At 54.4% G+C, this 17,426-nt stretch carries 18 protein-coding genes; 5 read left to right on the forward strand and 13 right to left on the reverse strand.

Annotation, left to right across the window (positions count from 1 at the left end; translation table 11 throughout):
• Window positions 1-303: 303 nt before the first annotated feature.
• The gene (rimO, locus tag ACOTYB_RS23775) at window positions 304-1,629 is read right to left on the reverse strand and encodes a 30S ribosomal protein S12 methylthiotransferase RimO (RefSeq protein ID WP_022650675.1); all 1,326 of its coding nucleotides are present in this window, start codon (window positions 1,627-1,629) and stop codon (window positions 304-306) included.
• Between the two features lie 216 nt (window positions 1,630-1,845).
• Here rimO and bssR point away from each other — a divergent pair, with 216 nt between their 5' ends.
• Together bssR and ACOTYB_RS23785 are read left to right on the forward strand one after the other, a co-directional pair.
• The gene (gene bssR, locus ACOTYB_RS23780) at window positions 1,846-2,229 is read left to right on the forward strand and encodes a biofilm formation regulator BssR (protein ID WP_003858412.1); all 384 of its coding nucleotides are present in this window, start codon (window positions 1,846-1,848) and stop codon (window positions 2,227-2,229) included.
• Window positions 2,230-2,335: 106 nt separating this feature from the next.
• Window positions 2,336-3,454 carry a PQQ-dependent sugar dehydrogenase gene (locus tag ACOTYB_RS23785; RefSeq protein ID WP_126525163.1) on the forward strand — a complete coding sequence of 373 codons (1,119 nt, stop codon included), beginning with the start codon at window positions 2,336-2,338 and terminating at the stop codon, window positions 3,452-3,454.
• Here the strand turns inward: ACOTYB_RS23785 and ACOTYB_RS23790 are convergent, their stop codons facing one another.
• Window positions 3,455-4,081: a glutathione S-transferase family protein gene (locus tag ACOTYB_RS23790; RefSeq protein WP_003858411.1), complete on the reverse strand. Its 627-nt coding sequence runs from the start codon at window positions 4,079-4,081 to the stop codon at window positions 3,455-3,457.
• Window positions 4,082-4,324: 243 nt separating this feature from the next.
• On the opposite strand from ACOTYB_RS23790, the gene dacC reads away from it, so the two are divergent.
• On the forward strand, window positions 4,325-5,530 hold the full coding sequence (gene dacC / locus ACOTYB_RS23795) for a serine-type D-Ala-D-Ala carboxypeptidase (protein ID WP_022650677.1): 1,206 nt from the start codon (window positions 4,325-4,327) through the stop codon (window positions 5,528-5,530).
• 40 nt (window positions 5,531-5,570) lie between these two features.
• Here the strand turns inward: dacC and deoR are convergent, their stop codons facing one another.
• From deoR to ACOTYB_RS23810, 3 genes are all read right to left on the reverse strand, one after another.
• Window positions 5,571-6,329, reverse strand: coding sequence for a DNA-binding transcriptional repressor DeoR (deoR, locus tag ACOTYB_RS23800; protein WP_022650678.1), 759 nt, complete (start codon window positions 6,327-6,329; stop codon window positions 5,571-5,573).
• Window positions 6,330-6,396: 67 nt separating this feature from the next.
• Window positions 6,397-7,005 (reverse strand): undecaprenyl-diphosphate phosphatase, encoded by a 609-nt coding sequence (gene ybjG / locus ACOTYB_RS23805; protein ID WP_220153686.1) that lies wholly within the window; start codon window positions 7,003-7,005, stop codon window positions 6,397-6,399.
• Window positions 7,006-7,012: 7 nt separating this feature from the next.
• A complete protein-coding gene (locus ACOTYB_RS23810) occupies window positions 7,013-7,741 on the reverse strand; it encodes a phosphatase PAP2 family protein (RefSeq protein ID WP_022650679.1) in 729 nt (242 codons plus the stop codon).
• 167 nt (window positions 7,742-7,908) lie between these two features.
• On the opposite strand from ACOTYB_RS23810, the gene ACOTYB_RS23815 reads away from it, so the two are divergent.
• Entirely contained in the window at window positions 7,909-9,141 is a 1,233-nt protein-coding gene (locus ACOTYB_RS23815) for an MFS transporter (RefSeq protein ID WP_045343708.1), read from the forward strand.
• Between the two features lie 524 nt (window positions 9,142-9,665).
• Here the strand turns inward: ACOTYB_RS23815 and ACOTYB_RS23820 are convergent.
• Both ACOTYB_RS23820 and ACOTYB_RS23825 read right to left on the reverse strand, forming a co-directional pair.
• On the reverse strand, window positions 9,666-10,478 hold the full coding sequence (locus tag ACOTYB_RS23820; RefSeq protein WP_015571023.1) for a Cof-type HAD-IIB family hydrolase: 813 nt from the start codon (window positions 10,476-10,478) through the stop codon (window positions 9,666-9,668).
• Window positions 10,468-11,682, reverse strand: a complete 1,215-nt coding sequence (locus ACOTYB_RS23825) for an MFS transporter (RefSeq protein ID WP_045343705.1) — start codon at window positions 11,680-11,682, stop codon at window positions 10,468-10,470. The genes ACOTYB_RS23820 and ACOTYB_RS23825 overlap by 11 nt, the downstream gene beginning before the upstream one ends.
• 82 nt (window positions 11,683-11,764) lie before the next feature.
• Here ACOTYB_RS23825 and ACOTYB_RS23830 point away from each other — a divergent pair, with 82 nt between their 5' ends.
• A complete protein-coding gene (locus ACOTYB_RS23830) occupies window positions 11,765-12,316 on the forward strand; it encodes a TetR/AcrR family transcriptional regulator (RefSeq protein WP_032608926.1) in 552 nt (183 codons plus the stop codon).
• Window positions 12,317-12,343: 27 nt separating this feature from the next.
• Here ACOTYB_RS23830 and arsC read toward each other — a convergent pair whose 3' ends face one another.
• The 6 genes from arsC to ACOTYB_RS23860 form a co-directional block, all read right to left on the reverse strand.
• Complete coding sequence (arsC, locus tag ACOTYB_RS23835) at window positions 12,344-12,769, reverse strand: glutaredoxin-dependent arsenate reductase (protein WP_032608927.1); 426 nt, start codon at window positions 12,767-12,769, stop codon at window positions 12,344-12,346.
• A gap of 12 nt (window positions 12,770-12,781) precedes the next feature.
• A complete protein-coding gene (locus ACOTYB_RS23840; protein ID WP_045343703.1) occupies window positions 12,782-14,071 on the reverse strand; it encodes an arsenic transporter in 1,290 nt (429 codons plus the stop codon).
• Between the two features lie 40 nt (window positions 14,072-14,111).
• A complete protein-coding gene (locus ACOTYB_RS23845) occupies window positions 14,112-14,432 on the reverse strand; it encodes a metalloregulator ArsR/SmtB family transcription factor (RefSeq protein WP_038415737.1) in 321 nt (106 codons plus the stop codon).
• A gap of 225 nt (window positions 14,433-14,657) precedes the next feature.
• On the reverse strand, window positions 14,658-15,137 hold the full coding sequence (locus tag ACOTYB_RS23850) for an Hcp family type VI secretion system effector (protein ID WP_023305768.1): 480 nt from the start codon (window positions 15,135-15,137) through the stop codon (window positions 14,658-14,660).
• Between the two features lie 221 nt (window positions 15,138-15,358).
• Entirely contained in the window at window positions 15,359-16,066 is a 708-nt protein-coding gene (locus tag ACOTYB_RS23855; protein ID WP_032657854.1) for a hypothetical protein, read from the reverse strand.
• Between the two features lie 819 nt (window positions 16,067-16,885).
• Window positions 16,886-17,359 carry a hypothetical protein gene (locus ACOTYB_RS23860; protein WP_421765899.1) on the reverse strand — a complete coding sequence of 158 codons (474 nt, stop codon included), beginning with the start codon at window positions 17,357-17,359 and terminating at the stop codon, window positions 16,886-16,888.
• Window positions 17,360-17,426: the final 67 nt, after the last annotated feature.

A 17,426-nucleotide genomic window follows, 5' to 3' on the forward strand; every position in this document is an offset into this window, starting at 1 on the left:
GGGACATCTGATGGAAATGGAAGCCACGCAAGCACCTTAAAATCACCATCATACACTAAATCAGTAAGTTGGCAGCATTACCTGAGAAATGATTATGACCTGTTTCGCTTTTTAGGCAGGCTGAACCAAAAAAGCGCAATCTAATTATTACAGTAAACGCCTCAACAAAAGCATAGATAATCTGCCGTTGCGCTGCTACCCTCGCGCAATTGCGGTCATTGTACAACCCTGACCGCAAGAGCTTATCGGGACCAGGTTATGCCCGATAAGCACAGCATCATCAGTCGTTATTCAAAGAGGAGATTAAACCCGGCTGCCCCACAAATCATACTCGTCGGCGTTTTCGACCTTCACGCGAATAATATCGCCCGGCTTGACGTTGGTTTCGCCGTTCAGGTACACCGCGCCGTCGATTTCAGGCGCATCCGCCATGCTGCGGCCAATCGCGCCTTCTTCGTCCACTTCGTCGATAATCACCAGAATTTCGCGGCCCACTTTCTCCTGCAAGCGTTCAGCAGAGATCTGCTGTTGCAGCTGCATAAAGCGGTTCCAGCGCTCCTCTTTTACCTCTTCCGGTACCTGGTCCGCCAGCTCGTTGGCCGTTGCGCCTTCAACCGGGCTGTACTTGAAGCAGCCGACGCGATCCAGACGCGCCTCTTTCAGGAAGTCGAGCAGCATCTGGAAATCTTCTTCGGTTTCACCCGGGAAGCCGACAATAAAGGTGGAGCGCAGGGTAAGATCCGGGCAGATCTCACGCCACTGCTTGATGCGCGCCAGTTGGCGGTCAACGGAGCCAGGACGTTTCATCAGCTTCAGAATGCGCGGGCTGGCATGCTGTAGCGGGATATCCAGATACGGCAGGATTTTGCCTTCCGCCATCAGCGGGATCACATCGTCAACGTGCGGGTAAGGATAGACGTAGTGCAGGCGCGTCCAGATCCCGAGCTTAGCCAGCTGCTCGCACAGGCCGACCATGCTGGTTTTCACTGGCTCGCCGTTGTGGAAACCGGAACGGTGTTTAACGTCCACGCCGTAGGCGGAGGTGTCCTGGGAGATGACCAGCAGCTCCTTCACGCCCGCGTCGGCCAGGCGTTTGGCTTCTGCCAGCACCTCGCCAATCGGACGGCTCACCAGATCGCCACGCATCGACGGGATGATGCAGAAGGTGCAGCGATGGTTGCAGCCTTCGGAAATTTTCAGGTAGGCGTAGTGGCGCGGCGTCAGCTTCACGCCCTGTTCCGGCACCAGGCTCAGGAACGGGTTGTGCTTTGGTTTGGGGACGTAGTGATGAACATGTTCCAGCACCTGCTCGTAGCTGTGTGGACCGGTGATCTCCAGCACCTTCGGGTGCACTTCACGGATCTGGTCTTCTTTTGCGCCCAGGCAGCCGGTCACAATCACTTTGCCGTTTTCCGTCAGGGCTTCACCAATGGCTTCCAGTGACTCCTGGACCGCGCTGTCGATGAACCCGCAGGTGTTGACGATCACCATGTCGGCGTTGTCGTAGCTTGGCACCACGTCATAGCCTTCAGTGCGAAGTTCAGTCAGGATGCGTTCGGAGTCCACCAGGTTCTTCGGGCAGCCCAGGGAGACAAAGCCGATTTTCGGCGGGTGCGTAACATTGCTCATAGGTTAAAAATTCATCAATTATGGAGTTATCAGGGCGGGATTTTACAGCGTATCGCAGGGGATTTATACACTCTTGATGGCGCAGTTGAGGCCGGCAATCGTTGTAACATTGTAAAGAATGTTAATCAGTTATCGTTTATTGATCCCAGGCATTACATTGTACAAAAAATGACCTTATTCTTAATGAGGTAACATGGCTGACAGAGGAGGAATAGCATGTCCGTTGACAGACTGAAACGCGATCTGCTTAACAAGCTGATCAACGCCCGAATCGACCTGGCTGCATATCTGCAACTCCGCAAGGCGAAAGGGTATATGTCAGTCAGCGAAAGCGAAAATCTGCGTGATAACTTCTTTGAACTTTGCAATTTCATGCGTGAAAAAGCACCCATCCTGAAAGCGCACTACGCTGAAAGCGAATTAGTGGCGCTGCGCCGCGCCGCCGAGGTGCTCTCCATCGCCGGGGTCTGTTTGATGAACGGACGTCACGACTGCCCGAATTTTATTGCCGTTAACGCGGAGAAGCTTGAAAACTGCCTGACCACGCTCGCGCTTTGCATCATGTGTCTGAACAAGCCGGAAACGCTTGCCCGGCACTGAACCCGGGGGAGGCAACTCCCCCTTCTGATTAAGCTTTTGTAAAAGTGGTAACGCACCCGGGAACAGTGGCTAATCTTTAAGCCATATGTCGATAAAGGAGTGCGTTATGCCTCGATCCTCGCTGATTTTCCTTCCAGTCTTGTTATTCCCGCTTTCACTGCTTGCAGCGCCTGAGACGGTTAAGGTCGACGTGCTACAGACAAAACTGGATCACCCCTGGTCGCTGGCGTTTCTGCCAGATAACAAGGGGCTGCTCATCACGCTCAAAGACGGGCAGCTTAAGCACTGGCAGGCAGGGAAAGGGCTCTCAGATCCGATTGTCGGCGTGCCGAAAGTGTGGGCGAGCGGCCAGGGCGGACTGCTGGACGTCGCGCTGGCCCCGGATTTTGCACAATCACGGCGGGTCTGGCTCAGCTTCGCCGAGGCAGGTAATGATGGCAAAGCGGGTACCACGGTGGGCTATGGGCGGTTGAGCGATGACCTGTCGCGCATTGAGGGCTTCCAGGTGGTGTTCCGACAGATGCCGAAGCTCTCTACCGGCAACCACTTTGGCGGACGACTGGTGTTCGACGGCAAAGGCCATCTCTTTATTGGCCTGGGTGAAAACAACCAGCGCCCGACGGCGCAGGATCTGGACAAGCTTCAGGGCAAGGTGGTGCGCCTGACGGAGGACGGAAAAGTGCCACCGGATAATCCGTTTGTGAACACCGCCGGTGCGCGCCCGGAAATCTGGTCCTATGGCATTCGCAACCCGCAGGGAATGGCGATGAACCCGTGGAGTGACACGCTGTGGCTCAACGAACACGGACCACGCGGTGGGGATGAGGTTAACATTCCTGAGAAGGGCAAAAACTACGGCTGGCCCCTGGCGACGCACGGGATCAATTACAGCGGCCTGAAAATCCCGGAAGCAAAAGGCGAGCACGTTGAAGGCACCGAAAAACCGCTGTTTGTCTGGAAAGTGTCGCCCGCCGTCAGCGGCATGGCGTTCTACAACAGCGACGTCTTCCCGCAGTGGAAAAACAAGCTGTTTATCGGCGCGCTGAAGGAGAAGGACGTCATCGTGCTGAGCGTGAAGGGTAATACCGTGACGGAGGATGGGCGAATTCTTGGGGATAAAGATCAGCGTATCCGCGATGTGCGCGTCGGGCCGGATGGTTATCTGTACGTGCTGACCGACGAGACGGACGGGCAGCTTTGGAAAGTCAGCCCGTCCGGGTCGTAATCAGGTCACCGGGATCATCACCACGTTGCGATACGCCGGGCGCTCGCTGAGCTGCTGGATCCAGCGCTCAAGGTGAGGGCGCGGGGTCCAGCTGAGACCCATGTTAGTGAGGTTCCAGACGAAGGGGGCGACGGCGATATCGCCCACGCCGAACGTGTCGCCGGAGAACCAGGTATGCTTCGCCAGTTCGTCGTCCATCATCGCAAACAGCGACTCGCACGCATCCTGGGCGGCATGAATGGCGGGATAATCACGATCGGCTTCCGGCGTACGGATAAGCCCCATCAGGATCACGCGGTGCGTGGGGGAAAGCGTCTGGTTTGCCCAGTCCATCCATTTTTCGCCCTGAGCGCGCTGGGCCGGATTTTCAACCCACAGGCGACCCTGGCCGTACTGCGCGGCGAGATAACGCACAATGGTATTGGACTCCCACAGCGTGGCGTCTGTCTCGTCATCGCGCAGCAACGGCACCAGCCCGTTTGGGTTCATCGCCAGATAGTCGGCGTCTTTATTCACCCCGAACGCCATGCCAGCCATAATTTGGTTGAACGGTAAATCCAGCTCCTCCAGCGTCCAGAGCACTTTCTTCACGTTAGTCGAATTGTTCCTGCCCCACAGCGTAATCATATTTACTCCCGATGAGATGTGAATCCGAGTCAGCTTTTCGCCATGGTGAGATAAACCTAACAATTACGCAACAGATGCTAAAAAAAACGCCGCAATCAAAGCGTATCTGAATGTTATTGCATAAACTTTAAAAACTTTACCTGGAACAGGTTTCTTTGAAGGCTGTAGTGCGCTATTACTCATCGCTTCTTGCGACACGGTGATTGTGACGTGATTTTTAGAATGGACACTCGGGTGGCATTTATGACGCAAAAAACTTCTTCTCTGCGCAGCCTGGCGGCAGGCTCGGCGCTGCTTTTCCTTTTTGCCCCAACGCTTCATGCGGCGGAACAGACAGCGCCCGAAGCGCCGCCTGTTGATGCGCGCGCCTGGATCCTGATGGATTACGCCAGCGGGAAAGTGCTGGCGGAAGGTAACGCCGACGAAAAACTCGACCCGGCGAGCCTGACGAAAATTATGACCAGCTATGTGGTCGGCCAGGCGTTGAAAGCGGGCAAGATCAAGCTGAATGACATGGTCACCGTCGGGAAAGATGCCTGGGCGACCGGTAACCCGGCGCTGCGCGGCTCGTCCGTGATGTTCCTGAAGCCCGGTGATCAGGTCTCCGTTTCCGATCTGAATAAAGGGGTCATTATTCAGTCGGGAAATGATGCCTGTATTGCGCTGGCCGATTATGTCGCGGGCAGTCAGGACTCATTTATTGGGCTGATGAATGGCTACGCGAAAAAACTGGGTCTGACCAATACCACCTTTAAAACCGTTCACGGCCTGGATGCGCCGGGTCAGTTCAGTACCGCGCGCGATATGGCGCTGCTGGGCAAAGCGCTGATCCATGACGTTCCGGATGAGTACGCCATCCATAAAGAGAAAGAGTTTACCTTCAATAATATTCGCCAGCCTAACCGTAACCGCCTGCTCTGGAGCAGTAACGTTAACGTGGACGGCATGAAAACCGGTACAACTGCCGGGGCCGGATACAACCTGGTGGCTTCTGCGACGCAGGGCGATATGCGCCTGATCTCGGTGGTGCTGGGCACGAAAACCGACCGCATTCGTTTTAACGAGTCAGAAAAACTGCTGACCTGGGGTTTCCGCTTCTTTGAAACCGTCACGCCGATTAAGCCGGACGCCACTTTCGTCAGCCAGCGCGTCTGGTTTGGTGATAAAAGTGAAGTAAACCTGGGGGCTGGTGAAGCGGGGTCCGTCACCATTCCACGCGGTCAGTTGAAAAACCTGAAAGCGAGCTATACCCTGACCGAGCCACAGCTGACCGCGCCGTTAAAAAAAGGCCAGGTGGTCGGGACGATAGATTTCCAGCTTAACGGCAAATCCATTGAGCAGCGTCCGCTGGTGGTAATGGAAGCGGTGGAAGAGGGCGGCTTCTTCAGTCGGATATGGGACTTTGTGTTAATGAAATTCCACGGCTGGTTTGGCAGCTGGTTCAGCTAAGTTTTTGCCGGGTGGCGGCTTCGCCTTACCCGGCATAACCTCAATACATCAACTTCACCTGCTGCGCTTTCGCGTATGCCACCAGCTCGTCATCCGGGCGGCAATCACTGACGATGGCGTCAAAGCGCGACAGCTCTCCCATTCTTGCCGGACGGACCTTGCCAAATTTACTGTGATCAACCACCAGCACATGCTGCTGTGCGGCGTTGAGCGCCCACTGTTTCACCGGTAACTCTTCAAGATTAAAACAGGTTGCCCCCTGTTTCACATTCACGCCCGCCGCAGAGTAAAAGGCGATATCCGGGCATACATTGCTCAGCGTGTCCTGAATATTCAGCGGTTTGAAAATGGCGTTGCTGGCATGAAATTCGCCGCCACACAAAATCACCCGGCACGCCGGTTTCTCCTGCAAGGCAAGGAAGGTGTTTAGCGAATAACAGACGGCGGTAAAGGGAACGGTGCTGTCGATGGCCTCGATGATCCACGGGGTTGTCGTACCGCAGTCAAAAAACAGCGTTTGATGCGGCTGCACCAGCGAGGCGGCGAGCCGCGCGGCTTTGCGCTTCTCCTCCACCAGGCGTGTTTTTTGATCGCTTAACAGATAATGGCTGGCGCTACGCGGCTCCAGAACAATATACCCGCCAAGCAGCACAACGGGGGCGCTGTCGCTGTTCAGATCGCGACGAATGGTCATTTCAGACACGCCAAGCAGGGTAGCGGCTTCCTTAAGATGCAGCTTATCGCTGCGCTTCAGCGCCTGGAGCAGCTGAGCAATGCGGTCATCGCGACGTGTTTCCATAGATCCTCGGGCTAAAAAAGTGAGCCCCCGCAGGGCGGGGGCTCAAGTGTAACCTGACGGACCGGGGTTAGTCACGTATCCAGCCTTTGCGGATCGGAAGGGCAAACAGAACGCGATAGGCCTGTGATAATCCACGATAAAGCGCCGGACCAAAGAGGCTCCACAGGATGGCTGCGCTGACGCAGCCCATCAGCCCCACCAGGAAACCGCCGACCATATCCAGCGGCCAGTGCACGCCCAGGTAGACGCGGGACCAGGCGATGGCGACCGCCACGCCCATCAGCACTACGCTGGACCACAGGCGATGCCAGAACAGGAAGGCCAGCGCAAAGGTGAAGATCACCGTGCCGTGATCGCTCGGGAACGAGTCGTCCGGCGCATGGTGCAGGAAGTTGTAGCCGACGCGATCGACAAACGGACGATCGTGTGGGAAGGCGTGGCCCAGCACGTAGCTTGCCAGCACGCTCACGCCGATCGCCATCGCCATTTTGATCACCAGATGGCGCTGGGCGGTGACCTGTGTACGAGGTCCCCATAACCAGAGGATCACCGCCAGCGCCGGTACAATGCTGATCACATCTTTCGCAATGAAGGTGGCGAGATCGATCATCCATTCCGGTGACGACGGCGTGGCGTTGAGCAGGTAAAACAGTTCGTAGTTCAGATTTTCTAACATAATCTCGTTACTCTTTAGCAAACCAGGCGGAAACCAGCCCGTAAACCAGCACCTGGGAAAACCAGACCCACCATCCGGCCCACAGGTTGTGAGAGAAAAAATGCGCGCCGCGCATGACCTGCCCGAATCCCATCAGCAGCCCCATAACAACGCCCAACGCGACAAAGGTCCAGGCCAGGCGTGGACGTTCACGCCAGAAGGCAAAAAACAGCCCCATCACCATAAATCCGCTCGAGGCGTGGCCGCCGGGAAAGCAGCGTCCCGGTCCGCTGTCGGCCGGAATCGCGCTGAACAGGGGATACGAGACGGCTTTGCCGCCATACTCCACCAGATCCCACGGACAGCTGTGGTGGCTCATGCTTTTCAGGGCTCCTACAACGAGCGCGCCCAGACCCATCAGAAGCGCGGCCGTCACCAGCCGGGCATTGCGTCTGTAAGCCCCGTAAACCAGCGCGATGACGGCCAGGGCAATGGCCACATATTTCGCCAGCCGATGGTTGAGCAGATCCAGCAGCGGATTTTGCTGTAGCGGGAAATGATGCGTCGCCGCGTCATACCAGAAGCCGGTGATCCATCGGTCAAGCGATTCATCGCGCGAAAGCCAGGTAAAAAGCAGCGCAAGGACGATCAGCACGAAAAGCTGATAACCATAAAAGCGGGCAGGCAAACGGTAAAGGCGTTTTGTCTTATTTGTCGGTAACTTAGATAATTCTGAAGGGCTGACGGCGTGTGTCATAGTTTCGGTCAATAACGTGAAATAGCACTATCATAGGGAGGGCAACTTAAGGAAACCTTAAACAACAACGCTAAGTGCGTTATTTCTGTTTTTTCACGTTAATTTGCTATCTCAGACAGCGGCAATTCATTACACTCATCGCGATTTTTTCATATTAAAGAGATTGCATGATAAACCGTTCTTCTTCCGGTAATCGTCTGGGTCGTCAGGCGTTACTTTTTCCTCTGTGTCTGGTGCTTTACGAATTCTCTACCTACATCGGCAACGACATGATCCAGCCAGGCATGCTGGCTGTGGTTGATCAGTACAACGCAGGTATTGAGTGGGTACCTACATCGATGACCGCCTATCTCGCGGGCGGCATGTTTTTACAGTGGCTTTTAGGGCCGCTGTCGGATCGTATTGGTCGCCGCCCGGTGATGCTGACGGGCGTGGTATGGTTTATCGTCACCTGTCTCGCCACGCTGCTGGCGCAGAACATTGAGCAGTTCACGTTGCTGCGTTTCCTTCAGGGCGTGAGCCTGTGCTTTATTGGTGCCGTGGGCTACGCCGCTATTCAGGAGTCGTTTGAGGAGGCGGTATGTATCAAAATTACCGCGCTGATGGCGAACGTGGCGCTGATTGCACCGCTTCTGGGGCCGCTGGTGGGAGCCGCATGGGTCCACGTCGCGCCGTGGGAAGGGATGTTCGTGCTCTTTGCCGCGCTTGCGGCCATCTCTTTCTTTGGTCTGCACCGTGCGATGCCGGAGACCGCCACCCGCCTGGGCGAAAAGCTCTCGCTTAAAGAGCTGGGGCGGGATTATAAGGCGGTGCTGAAAAATGGCCGTTTTGTCGCGGGCGCACTGGCGACGGGCTTTGTCAGCCTGCCGCTGCTGGCGTGGATTGCCCAGTCGCCGGTCATTATCATCAGCGGCGAACAGCTTAGCAGCTATGAGTATGGCCTGTTACAGGTGCCGATTTTTGGCGCGCTGATTATCGGTAACCTGGTGCTGGCGCGTCTGACGTCACGCCGTACCGTGCGTTCGCTGATTATTATGGGCGGTTGGCCCATAGCGGCAGGGCTGATTATCGCGGCGGTGGCGACCGTAGCCTCGTCTCATGCGTACCTGTGGATGACGGCGGGGCTGAGCATTTACGCGTTTGGTATCGGCGTGGCGAATGCCGGTCTGGTACGCCTGACGCTGTTCGCCAGTGAAATGAGTAAAGGCACGGTGTCTGCCGCGATGGGGATGCTGCAAATGCTGATTTTCACCGTCGGAATTGAGGTGAGCAAGCATGCTTATGCTTTTGGCGGAAACGGGCTCTTCAGCCTGTTCAATCTCGCAAACGGTGTGCTGTGGGTAGGTCTGATGGTGGTGTTCCTGAAGGACAAACGCGTCGGAAATGCCCTGCAACCGTAATCCTTATCCCCTCTCCCCCCTGGGCGAGCTCGGGACGGTCCCCTCTCCCTGTGGGCTGAGGGATCCCCAGTAATTTGAAAGCAAAAGCGATAACGTTGCCTCAGAATAACTGAAGGCTTTCAGCGATGCCTCGGTCCGGCTGTAAATCGCTGAGGCGTTTCCTGTAGGCCGGGGCGAGGCGCAGGGATGCGGCGAGAGGGCGGGCTTTACAGGGATGTTACCTCCGCCCGTCCCCGATAAGCCGGAAGGAATAAGCCGAAGGCACCGCGAAGCGGCGATTTTCCGCCGGAAGCCCGGGTCGCCAGGGTGGTGGCGACTGAGCCACCCTGGCACGTTCACCGGTCATGTCGTGACAGAGTAGCAAGGAACATAAAGTGAACGGAATGACCACCAGAGCCGTATGTTCCCCCTCACCCCAGCCCTCTTCCTCAAGGGAGAGGGGGCCGTCTGTGCAGGCATTATTTTGTGGGGAACCCTCAGCCCTGTGGGAGAGGGTTAGGGTGAAGGCACCAGAGCGCACGGAATCAATTAAACGGCGCCCTCCCATCCAGCACCCTATCAATTACGTCCAGCACCCCTTCGTCATTATTGTTCGGCGCTTCATAGCGGGCCACCGCTTTAATATGCGGTCTGGCATTGGCCATCGCGAAGCCAAACCCAGCCTGTCGCAGCATCTCCACGTCGTTACCGCTGTCGCCAAAGGCCACCACTTCACTGTCCTCAATGCCCCAGCGCGCTTGCAGGATCCGCAGGCCGTTAGCTTTGTGTACGCCGGGGATAATCAGGTCGATACTGCCGTGTCCCGTGGTCACCGGCACCATGATGTCGCCAAGCTTCTCATGCAGCAGCGCCTGAATGCGCGGAATTTCGTCGTCAGAGACGTTAAGCCCGAATTTGAAGAAAATATCGTTGAGGTTGTCAAAGCTGCTGACGCTTTCAAGGCGGTGATAGTATTTCGCAGCAATCTCTTTGAAGAGGTCGTTATACGTTTTCAGCGTGTAGGCGCTGTTTTTTCCGCAGGCAATTATCTCAATGCCCGGCACATCGTTTAACAGGGTGGCGACGGTCAGAAAGTGCTCTTTCGACAGTTCGCCGTTAAACACATCTTCGCCCGCATCCACCACCCAGCCCCCGTTTTCGGCGACGAAGGCGATTTCATGGGCGATCTCCGGGAAAAATGAGATCAGCTGGTAGTACTGGTTTCCGCTGGCGACAACAAAACGGATGCCTTGCGCTTTCATGCGCGCGTACTGCGCCAGAAAACGCGCGCGGTTATAGGTTTTCGCATCGCTCAGGAAGGAGCCATCCATGTCGACTGCAATCAGTTTAACGCTCATATCCCTTCTCCATTGACGTTGTTTCTGCTTCCGGTTTTGCCACCGCTCGCGCCACCAGGGCGGCAATAATGACTAACCCTAATACCACCAGCATCGCGCTGCGTAACCCGTAGTGCTCACCGAGGAATCCAAGCAGCGGCGGGCCCACCAGGAAAGCGAGGTAGCCCGTGGTCGCCACGACGCTCACGCGCGTCGGCGCGTCGGGGCCGGTATCGCTGGCAGCGGAAATGGTCAGCGGGAAGCCAAGGGAGGCGCCCAGCCCCCACAGGATCACCGACACGCCGGCAATCCAGTCCACATCCACAAAGATAATCATCGCGATGCCCAGCCCGCCCAGCAGGGCGCTGGCACGGACGACAGCCACGCGGCTGTAACGGTCGATAAACCAGCCCCCGGTAAAGCGTCCGACGGTCATGCCGAGCGTAAACCCGGCGTAGATCAGCGAGCCGGAGGTGGGGCTAAATCCGTGCCCGTCCACCATCAGCAACGGTAGCCAGTCGTTGGCGGAGCCTTCAGCAAATGCCATCGCCAGCACCACCACGCCAATCAGCATTAGCTGGAAATCACGATAAAAGGGCAACCCTTTTGCCGCAGTCTTCTGTTCGTCCGAGGCGTTTTGTCCTGTGCCCGCGGGAATAGCCCTGATGCCAGTGAGGATCGGGATAATGCAGACCAGCGCCGCCAGCAAAATGTGCACATTGGCCGCAATGCCCAGCGCCGTCAGCGCCATCCCTACGCCCGCGCCTGCCAGCGTGCCGAGGCTGTAAAAGCCATGCATCATCGGCAGCACCGTTTTGTTCATCGCCTGTTCGACGGCGGCCCCCTCGACGTTAATGGCCACTTCCGCCGCACCAAAGCTGCCGCCAAATACCATCAGCCCAAGGGCAAACATCAGCGGCGAGGCGAACCACAGCGCCACGCTCAGACCGAGCATTCCCACCACGGCGCAGCACATGGTGGTGCGGATCACCGCGCGCGTGCCAAAGCGCTTCACCAGCCAGGCCGAGCAGAGGATGCCGCTCATCGAGCCAATCGACAGGCCAAACAGCACGATCCCCATCTCCGCCGTCGAGACGGACAGCGTATCGCGGATTGCCGGGGTGCGCGTTGCCCAGGAAGCCATCAGCAGCCCGGGGATGAAGAAGAACATAAACAGCGCCCACATGCGCAGATGCAGGGCTTTGCGAGGAGAAGTTAGCGTCATTGGGATCAGCACCAGAAGTACAACAATAGCGACAACACTAGCAACTTTGTGTACATTTGTACACAAACTGGATGAGGATTTTATGAGCAGACCACCGAACGACCCTAACCGCCGCGAGAAGATACTCCAGGCGACGCTGGACACCATTGCTGAGCACGGTATTCATGCCGTCACGCACCGCAAAATTGCCACCTGCGCAGGCGTGCCGCTGGGGTCGATGACCTACTATTTCGACGGGATGGAGTCGCTTCTGGAGGAGGCCTTCACGTGGTTTACGCAGCAGATGTCTCAGCAGTACCGGGATTTCTTCGCGGGGGTGACCGGGCGGGAGAGGGCGTGCGAGGCCATTACCACGTTGATCCACAGTTCAGCCGTGACCACGCCACACAATATGGCGCTGATGTATCAGTTATACGCGTTTATGCACCGCAGCGCCGCGCTGAAAACGGTGATGCAGGACTGGATGAAGATGAGCCAGACTACGCTTGAGCAGTGGTTTGATCCGGCCACCGCCCGTGCGCTGGATGCGTTTATCGAGGGAATGACGCTGCATTTTGTAACCGACCGGTCGCCGTTAACCCGGGAGGAGATCCGGGTGATGGTGGGGCGGATTGCGGGCGAGGATACCATCTGATAGCGCTCGCCCCGGCCACGCCTGATGTCAGGAGATTTTTTTCCCGCTGGCGTCAACGACGACTTCGCCATCTTCCTTCGTAAATGCCCCTTTTTGCGCGTCCGGAAGGATGTCGAGAACGGCTTCAGAAGGGCGGCACAGACGGGTACCCAGCGGCGTCACCACAATCGGACGGTTAATCAGAATAGGGTATTGCAGCATGAAATCGATAAGCTGGTCGTCGGTGAAATGTCCCTGTGAAAGGCCCAGTTGCTCATAAGGCTCGACGTTTTTGCGCAGCAGATCGCCTATGGAAATCCCCATATCTGCAATCAGCCTGGTCAGTTCATCACGCGACGGTGGGTTATCAAGATAGAGAATAATTTCGGGTTCCGTACCGCTGTTGCGGATCATCTCCAGCGTATTGCGCGACGTGCCGCAGGCCGGGTTGTGGTAGATAGTGATATGGCTCATATCCGTTACTCATTACAGTGTGAAGGAGAGACGTAGCGCCAGCGCGGCAAGCGTCACAAAGAGAACTGGCAGCGTCATTATGATGCCCGTCCTGAAATAGTAGCCCCAGGTAATAGTCATGTTTTTCTGTGCCAGCACATGAAGCCATAGCAGGGTAGCCAGGCTCCCGATGGGGGTAATTTTCGGCCCCAAATCGCAGCCAATCACGTTAGCGTAAATCATCGCCTCTTTAACCAACCCTGTTGCAGCACTACCCTCAATGGAGAGCGCGCCAATCAGCACCGTTGGCATATTGTTCATTATGGATGACAGGAAGGCGGTGATAAATCCGGTTCCCAGCGTGGTGACCCAGAGTCCGTATCCGGCTAAGTAATCAAGAACGCCTGAAAGAGACTCCGTCAGCCCGGCGTTGCGCAGGCCATACACCACCAGATACATCCCCAGCGAGAAGATAACAATTTGCCACGGCGCGCCGCGCAGCACTTTTCCGGTGTTAATGGCGTGCCCGCGTTTAGCAACGGCAAACAAAATCAGCGCGCCAGTTGTTGCGATAGCGCTGACCGGGATACCCAGAGGTTCAAGCACAAAGAAACCGACGAGCAGTAGCAGCAGCACGATCCAGCCCGTTCTGAACGTTGGCAGGTCGTGAATGGCCAAAGCAGGCTCGCGGAGTTTTGCCAGGTCATATTCGGGGGGGATTTCTTTTCGGAAGAACAGATGCAGCATCACCAGCGTTGCGGCAATCGCAGCGATATCAACCGGGATCATCACCGAGGCGTATTCGCTGAAGCCCAGCTTAAAGAAGTCCGCCGACACAATGTTGACCAGGTTGGATACAATCAGCGGCAGGCTGGCGGTATCGGCGATATATCCCGCCGCCATCACGAACGCCAGCGTAGCCTGCTTGCTGAACCCCAGCGCCAGCAGCATGGCGATAACGATAGGCGTCAGGATCAATGCCGCACCGTCATTGGCGAACAGCGCCGCCACGGCCGCACCCAGCAGCACGATCCAGGTAAACAGCAACCGCCCGCGACCGTTTCCCCAGCGAGCAACGTGCAGCGCCGCCCACTCGAAAAAACCGGACTCATCCAGCAGCAAACTGATAACGATTACCGCGATAAACGTGGCCGTCGCATTCCAGACGATGTTCCAGACCACCGGAATATCGTTAACGTGGATCACGCCGCTCATCAGCGCCAGCGCGGCGCCAATGGTGGCACTCCAGCCGATACTGAGCCCTTTGGGCTGCCAGATAACCAGTACCAGCGTAAACAGAAAAATAGCCCCTGCCAGAAACATCTTTTACTCCGTTATATCTGTTTTTGTGAATGTGTCGTGGTCAGCAAGAGCCCGGGAGGCGGTTTTTCAGCTTCATACGTGTCTCTTCTCGCAGGCAGTTCCAGCTGTTATCGATAACGGTTGCCGCCCACGCGGGCATGTTGGGAGAGAGACGGTAGTAGATCCATTTACCCTCACGACGATCGATGACCAGCCCGGCCTCGCGCAGTAAGGCCATATGGCGCGAGACTTTCGGCTGCGGCTCGTTGGTAGCGGAGCAGAGATCGCAGACGCACAATTCTCCTGCTTCACGGAGCAGCATGACGATGGAGAGCCGCGTTTCGTCGGAGAGGGTTTTGAAGAGCTGGAGCGGGTGGAGCATTCTGTCATCCTGAATGTTTTGTTTCATATGCATTAAATCATATGTGATTGTAGTAAAGGAGAGAAGAAGGAGAAAGCAGGAAGGATAAAAAAAGCGACTGGAGGACTCGCTAAGGTCAAAATAGTCTTTATGGCTTGTCCGGACTACTCCTGATAGTCATGGGAAAGAAACCGCCCCAGGGGGACGGTTTCTTTATATCTGCTCACTTTCAACGCTCTTCTGTGCTCAGGCGCAGCAGCGATCGTTCCAGGTGTCACGGTAAATGATATTCCCCTCCGTGTACTTCCATGAGATTGCTTCGTAACGCAATTCGAGCGTTTCAAGATGGGTGCTGCTCATCCCGTTAGGGGTCATGAAGGGTGCCACTGTCGTGAACTTAACGTTTTCCATCACGATATTGAAATATTCGGCCTCGATCCCGGACTCCAGAATGCGGTACATCTTAATGATCCCCTTCTTCATAACTCTCCCTTCGCACACGGCGCGGTAAAGAAGCGGGGTAGTCTGATCAAATTCTTTAACTATCGTAATAGGGCGATGGACGCGCGTGCCGGTGAGTTTACCCCAGCTTGGATCAACCGGAATGGTTACACCGTGGGAGAACGATTTTAGCTCTATGGAACCAAGACGCGTGGGCATCATGCAGCTACCGATAATCGGCGAACCGTTCTCGTCTTCTAGCCATAGGTGTGCGGGTGTAGACATGTAATTTCCTTATTAGTAAGCGTAACGCATTGATGTTCCTCAATGCCATATCCAGTAAGCCAGTCCCAGTGTTACCAGGTAAAACAGGAGGATGAATCCCTGGCTAACCTCAGGGAAGTAAAAGTCAAGGACATAGCCAAAAATGAACGTGAGGATGATCGGGACATAGGTCCAGAAGAAAAACTGAGCCTGAGATTTGAACCAGCGTCTTAAAAAGCCCATCAGTGTCTACCCATTAGCTTCAGGATCGTGTCAGCAGCATCATAAGGGCTTTGACTGTCAGTCCATTGCTGGGTTAGCACGCCCGCGCGCATAAAAGCAGGCTCCACCAGGAAATACATCATCTCCAGTTCTTGCAGGTATAACGCTTGATAGTAGGCGGGATGCATCACTTGCAGGCGATGAGCGCTGTCAGCAGCTTTTTGCACAACCCCGTATATCCCCAGCCCTCCAATAGCCGCGCCCGTTAATCCTGAAACGACCTTTAACCCTGAAGGTGGAAGGGTCACATAGAGGCAAACAGTCGATGCGACGCCTGCAGAGAATGAATACGAGGTTAGCGTGCTGGTGGATATATAAACGTTAGCGCGCATTAGAGCATGCTGTATCGCTGATAATTCTGCCGGGGAATAATCCTTAACCAGCTCCTCTACGTACGTGTTGATTAGGTCAAAGACGATGTTCCAGCGAGAAATGAGATGGAATATGCCCTTTCGGAATCGAGCGTCCTCCAGGTTTTGTCGGGTGCATACATCGTAATATTCATCAGTAAAGCAGGAGGTGTAGTACAGCAGGCGTTGGGCACCGGCACCTATATTATTCAGGTGGCTCTTTACCTCTTCACCTACATCACGTACCGCCCGGTCCAGCTTCATTGCCAGTATCTTTTGGCTCTGAAGCTGGCGGATGATCTCTTCAGAATGGTACATGCTTACTGACCTCGCACTTCAGCTCAATTGAGCGATTTTTTGCTGCATCCCCTAAGACCGGCATTGCTATTACTGAACTTGAAAACTGCATTCCTGTCCCCTCCATAGTGTTTCTATCCGCTCCAGCGTATATCTGTAACTAATATGGAAGTTCAAAGCAGATCATGTTCATGAAAAGCATGGTATTTTTAGGATAATGACTTGATGTTTTTTAACCAATATGCGATTTATCGGCGAGCTTTTAGTGCGAATAGATAAGTTCAACATTGAGTGACTCGTTCCAAAATCCAACAGAAATATCATCACATACAGACTTTGCCACGTGCAACTAGTAGCGCTCTGGCGTGTTCCAGCCTTTCTGGCAGTTAGCGCCACCCTTAAAGCAGATCGAGCCCCCAGCAGGGCGCTGGCGCGTCACAGCATGGCCAAAAAAATCTTTCGCAGACCAAAATCGCACTACACCGCACCCACCTGCGGTTTTTGGATCATAAAAATTTTTCAGTTTTATTTTTCTTCAAACCAGACCGCTTGGCCGCACCAGTGCTGGCGGTTAAGCAGAAATCCAAAACTGAAAAGGTTGAAAAGAATTTCAGTGTTTTTCATTTTTGAATATATAACAAATTTCTTGCTTCTTTGGTAACTCATTGATAATTAAGGGTAATGGTTGGTTTAAGTGTGTTTGAAGCAAGAGCCGTATTTATTTGCCATCTTAGATGGATATGTTTGTATGTCAGTCAGGACAAGCCCAGACAGCATATTGAGAAGATTTATGCACTGAAAAAAGTGACAATTAGGAACTTTTAAAAAATCACTGTTACCCTAAAAAGGAATGTCTAAATCTGGAATGTTTTCACGAACCTTTATAGAAAATAATCGCTCACTTCTGAAAGGTTTGAGGTGTAGCTCGGAAAACTTTTTTTCATATCTTTCTTTGAATCTTAAAGAGTAAAGCGTCTCGGTAAACTCACTTACTTCAAAACATTTTTCAATGTCGCTCTTATAAAATGAAAAGTTGAACTCATCTAATTCTGCCTTGATTTTTACATCGGACATGGCATTAATAATGGATATAGCTGTTTCTGCGTCAAAGCTATGAAAATGATCCGTGTTGAAATTTACTTCCTCGTTCCATCTATCATCAGCATATAACCTGATTGTTTGATTAAGTTGATATACCTTCTCCTCATCACTGATGTAAGTTAACGCTTCAATCCACCCTGATTTTTCAAGGAATTTTACATCTTCATGTTCGCTATGAAAGCTAAGGGAAGGGAATGTGGGTAATGCTGCCAACTTACTGATTTAGTGTATGATGGTGATTTTAAGGTGCTTGCGTGGCTTCCATTTCCATCAGATGTCC

It is taken from the genome of Enterobacter cloacae complex sp. IR5450 (assembly GCF_049238665.1).
GTDB classification, from domain to species: Bacteria; Pseudomonadota; Gammaproteobacteria; order Enterobacterales; family Enterobacteriaceae; genus Enterobacter; species Enterobacter hormaechei_C.

What these genes read in the sequence shown, in the direction of transcription:
- rimO (WP_022650675.1), bottom strand. Translation starts at nt 1,629, where the DNA reads ATGAGCAATGTTACGCACCCGCCGAAAATCGGCTTTGTCTCCCTGGGC.
- bssR (WP_003858412.1), top strand. Translation starts at nt 1,846, where the DNA reads ATGTCCGTTGACAGACTGAAACGCGATCTGCTTAACAAGCTGATCAAC.
- ACOTYB_RS23785 (WP_126525163.1), top strand. Translation starts at nt 2,336, where the DNA reads ATGCCTCGATCCTCGCTGATTTTCCTTCCAGTCTTGTTATTCCCGCTT.
- ACOTYB_RS23790 (WP_003858411.1), bottom strand. Translation starts at nt 4,081, where the DNA reads ATGATTACGCTGTGGGGCAGGAACAATTCGACTAACGTGAAGAAAGTG.
- dacC (WP_022650677.1), top strand. Translation starts at nt 4,325, where the DNA reads ATGACGCAAAAAACTTCTTCTCTGCGCAGCCTGGCGGCAGGCTCGGCG.
- deoR (WP_022650678.1), bottom strand. Translation starts at nt 6,329, where the DNA reads ATGGAAACACGTCGCGATGACCGCATTGCTCAGCTGCTCCAGGCGCTG.
- ybjG (WP_220153686.1), bottom strand. Translation starts at nt 7,005, where the DNA reads ATGTTAGAAAATCTGAACTACGAACTGTTTTACCTGCTCAACGCCACG.
- ACOTYB_RS23810 (WP_022650679.1), bottom strand. Translation starts at nt 7,741, where the DNA reads ATGACACACGCCGTCAGCCCTTCAGAATTATCTAAGTTACCGACAAAT.
- ACOTYB_RS23815 (WP_045343708.1), top strand. Translation starts at nt 7,909, where the DNA reads ATGATAAACCGTTCTTCTTCCGGTAATCGTCTGGGTCGTCAGGCGTTA.
- ACOTYB_RS23820 (WP_015571023.1), bottom strand. Translation starts at nt 10,478, where the DNA reads ATGAGCGTTAAACTGATTGCAGTCGACATGGATGGCTCCTTCCTGAGC.
- ACOTYB_RS23825 (WP_045343705.1), bottom strand. Translation starts at nt 11,682, where the DNA reads ATGACGCTAACTTCTCCTCGCAAAGCCCTGCATCTGCGCATGTGGGCG.
- ACOTYB_RS23830 (WP_032608926.1), top strand. Translation starts at nt 11,765, where the DNA reads ATGAGCAGACCACCGAACGACCCTAACCGCCGCGAGAAGATACTCCAG.
- arsC (WP_032608927.1), bottom strand. Translation starts at nt 12,769, where the DNA reads ATGAGCCATATCACTATCTACCACAACCCGGCCTGCGGCACGTCGCGC.
- ACOTYB_RS23840 (WP_045343703.1), bottom strand. Translation starts at nt 14,071, where the DNA reads ATGTTTCTGGCAGGGGCTATTTTTCTGTTTACGCTGGTACTGGTTATC.
- ACOTYB_RS23845 (WP_038415737.1), bottom strand. Translation starts at nt 14,432, where the DNA reads ATGCTCCACCCGCTCCAGCTCTTCAAAACCCTCTCCGACGAAACGCGG.
- ACOTYB_RS23850 (WP_023305768.1), bottom strand. Translation starts at nt 15,137, where the DNA reads ATGTCTACACCCGCACACCTATGGCTAGAAGACGAGAACGGTTCGCCG.
- ACOTYB_RS23855 (WP_032657854.1), bottom strand. Translation starts at nt 16,066, where the DNA reads ATGTACCATTCTGAAGAGATCATCCGCCAGCTTCAGAGCCAAAAGATA.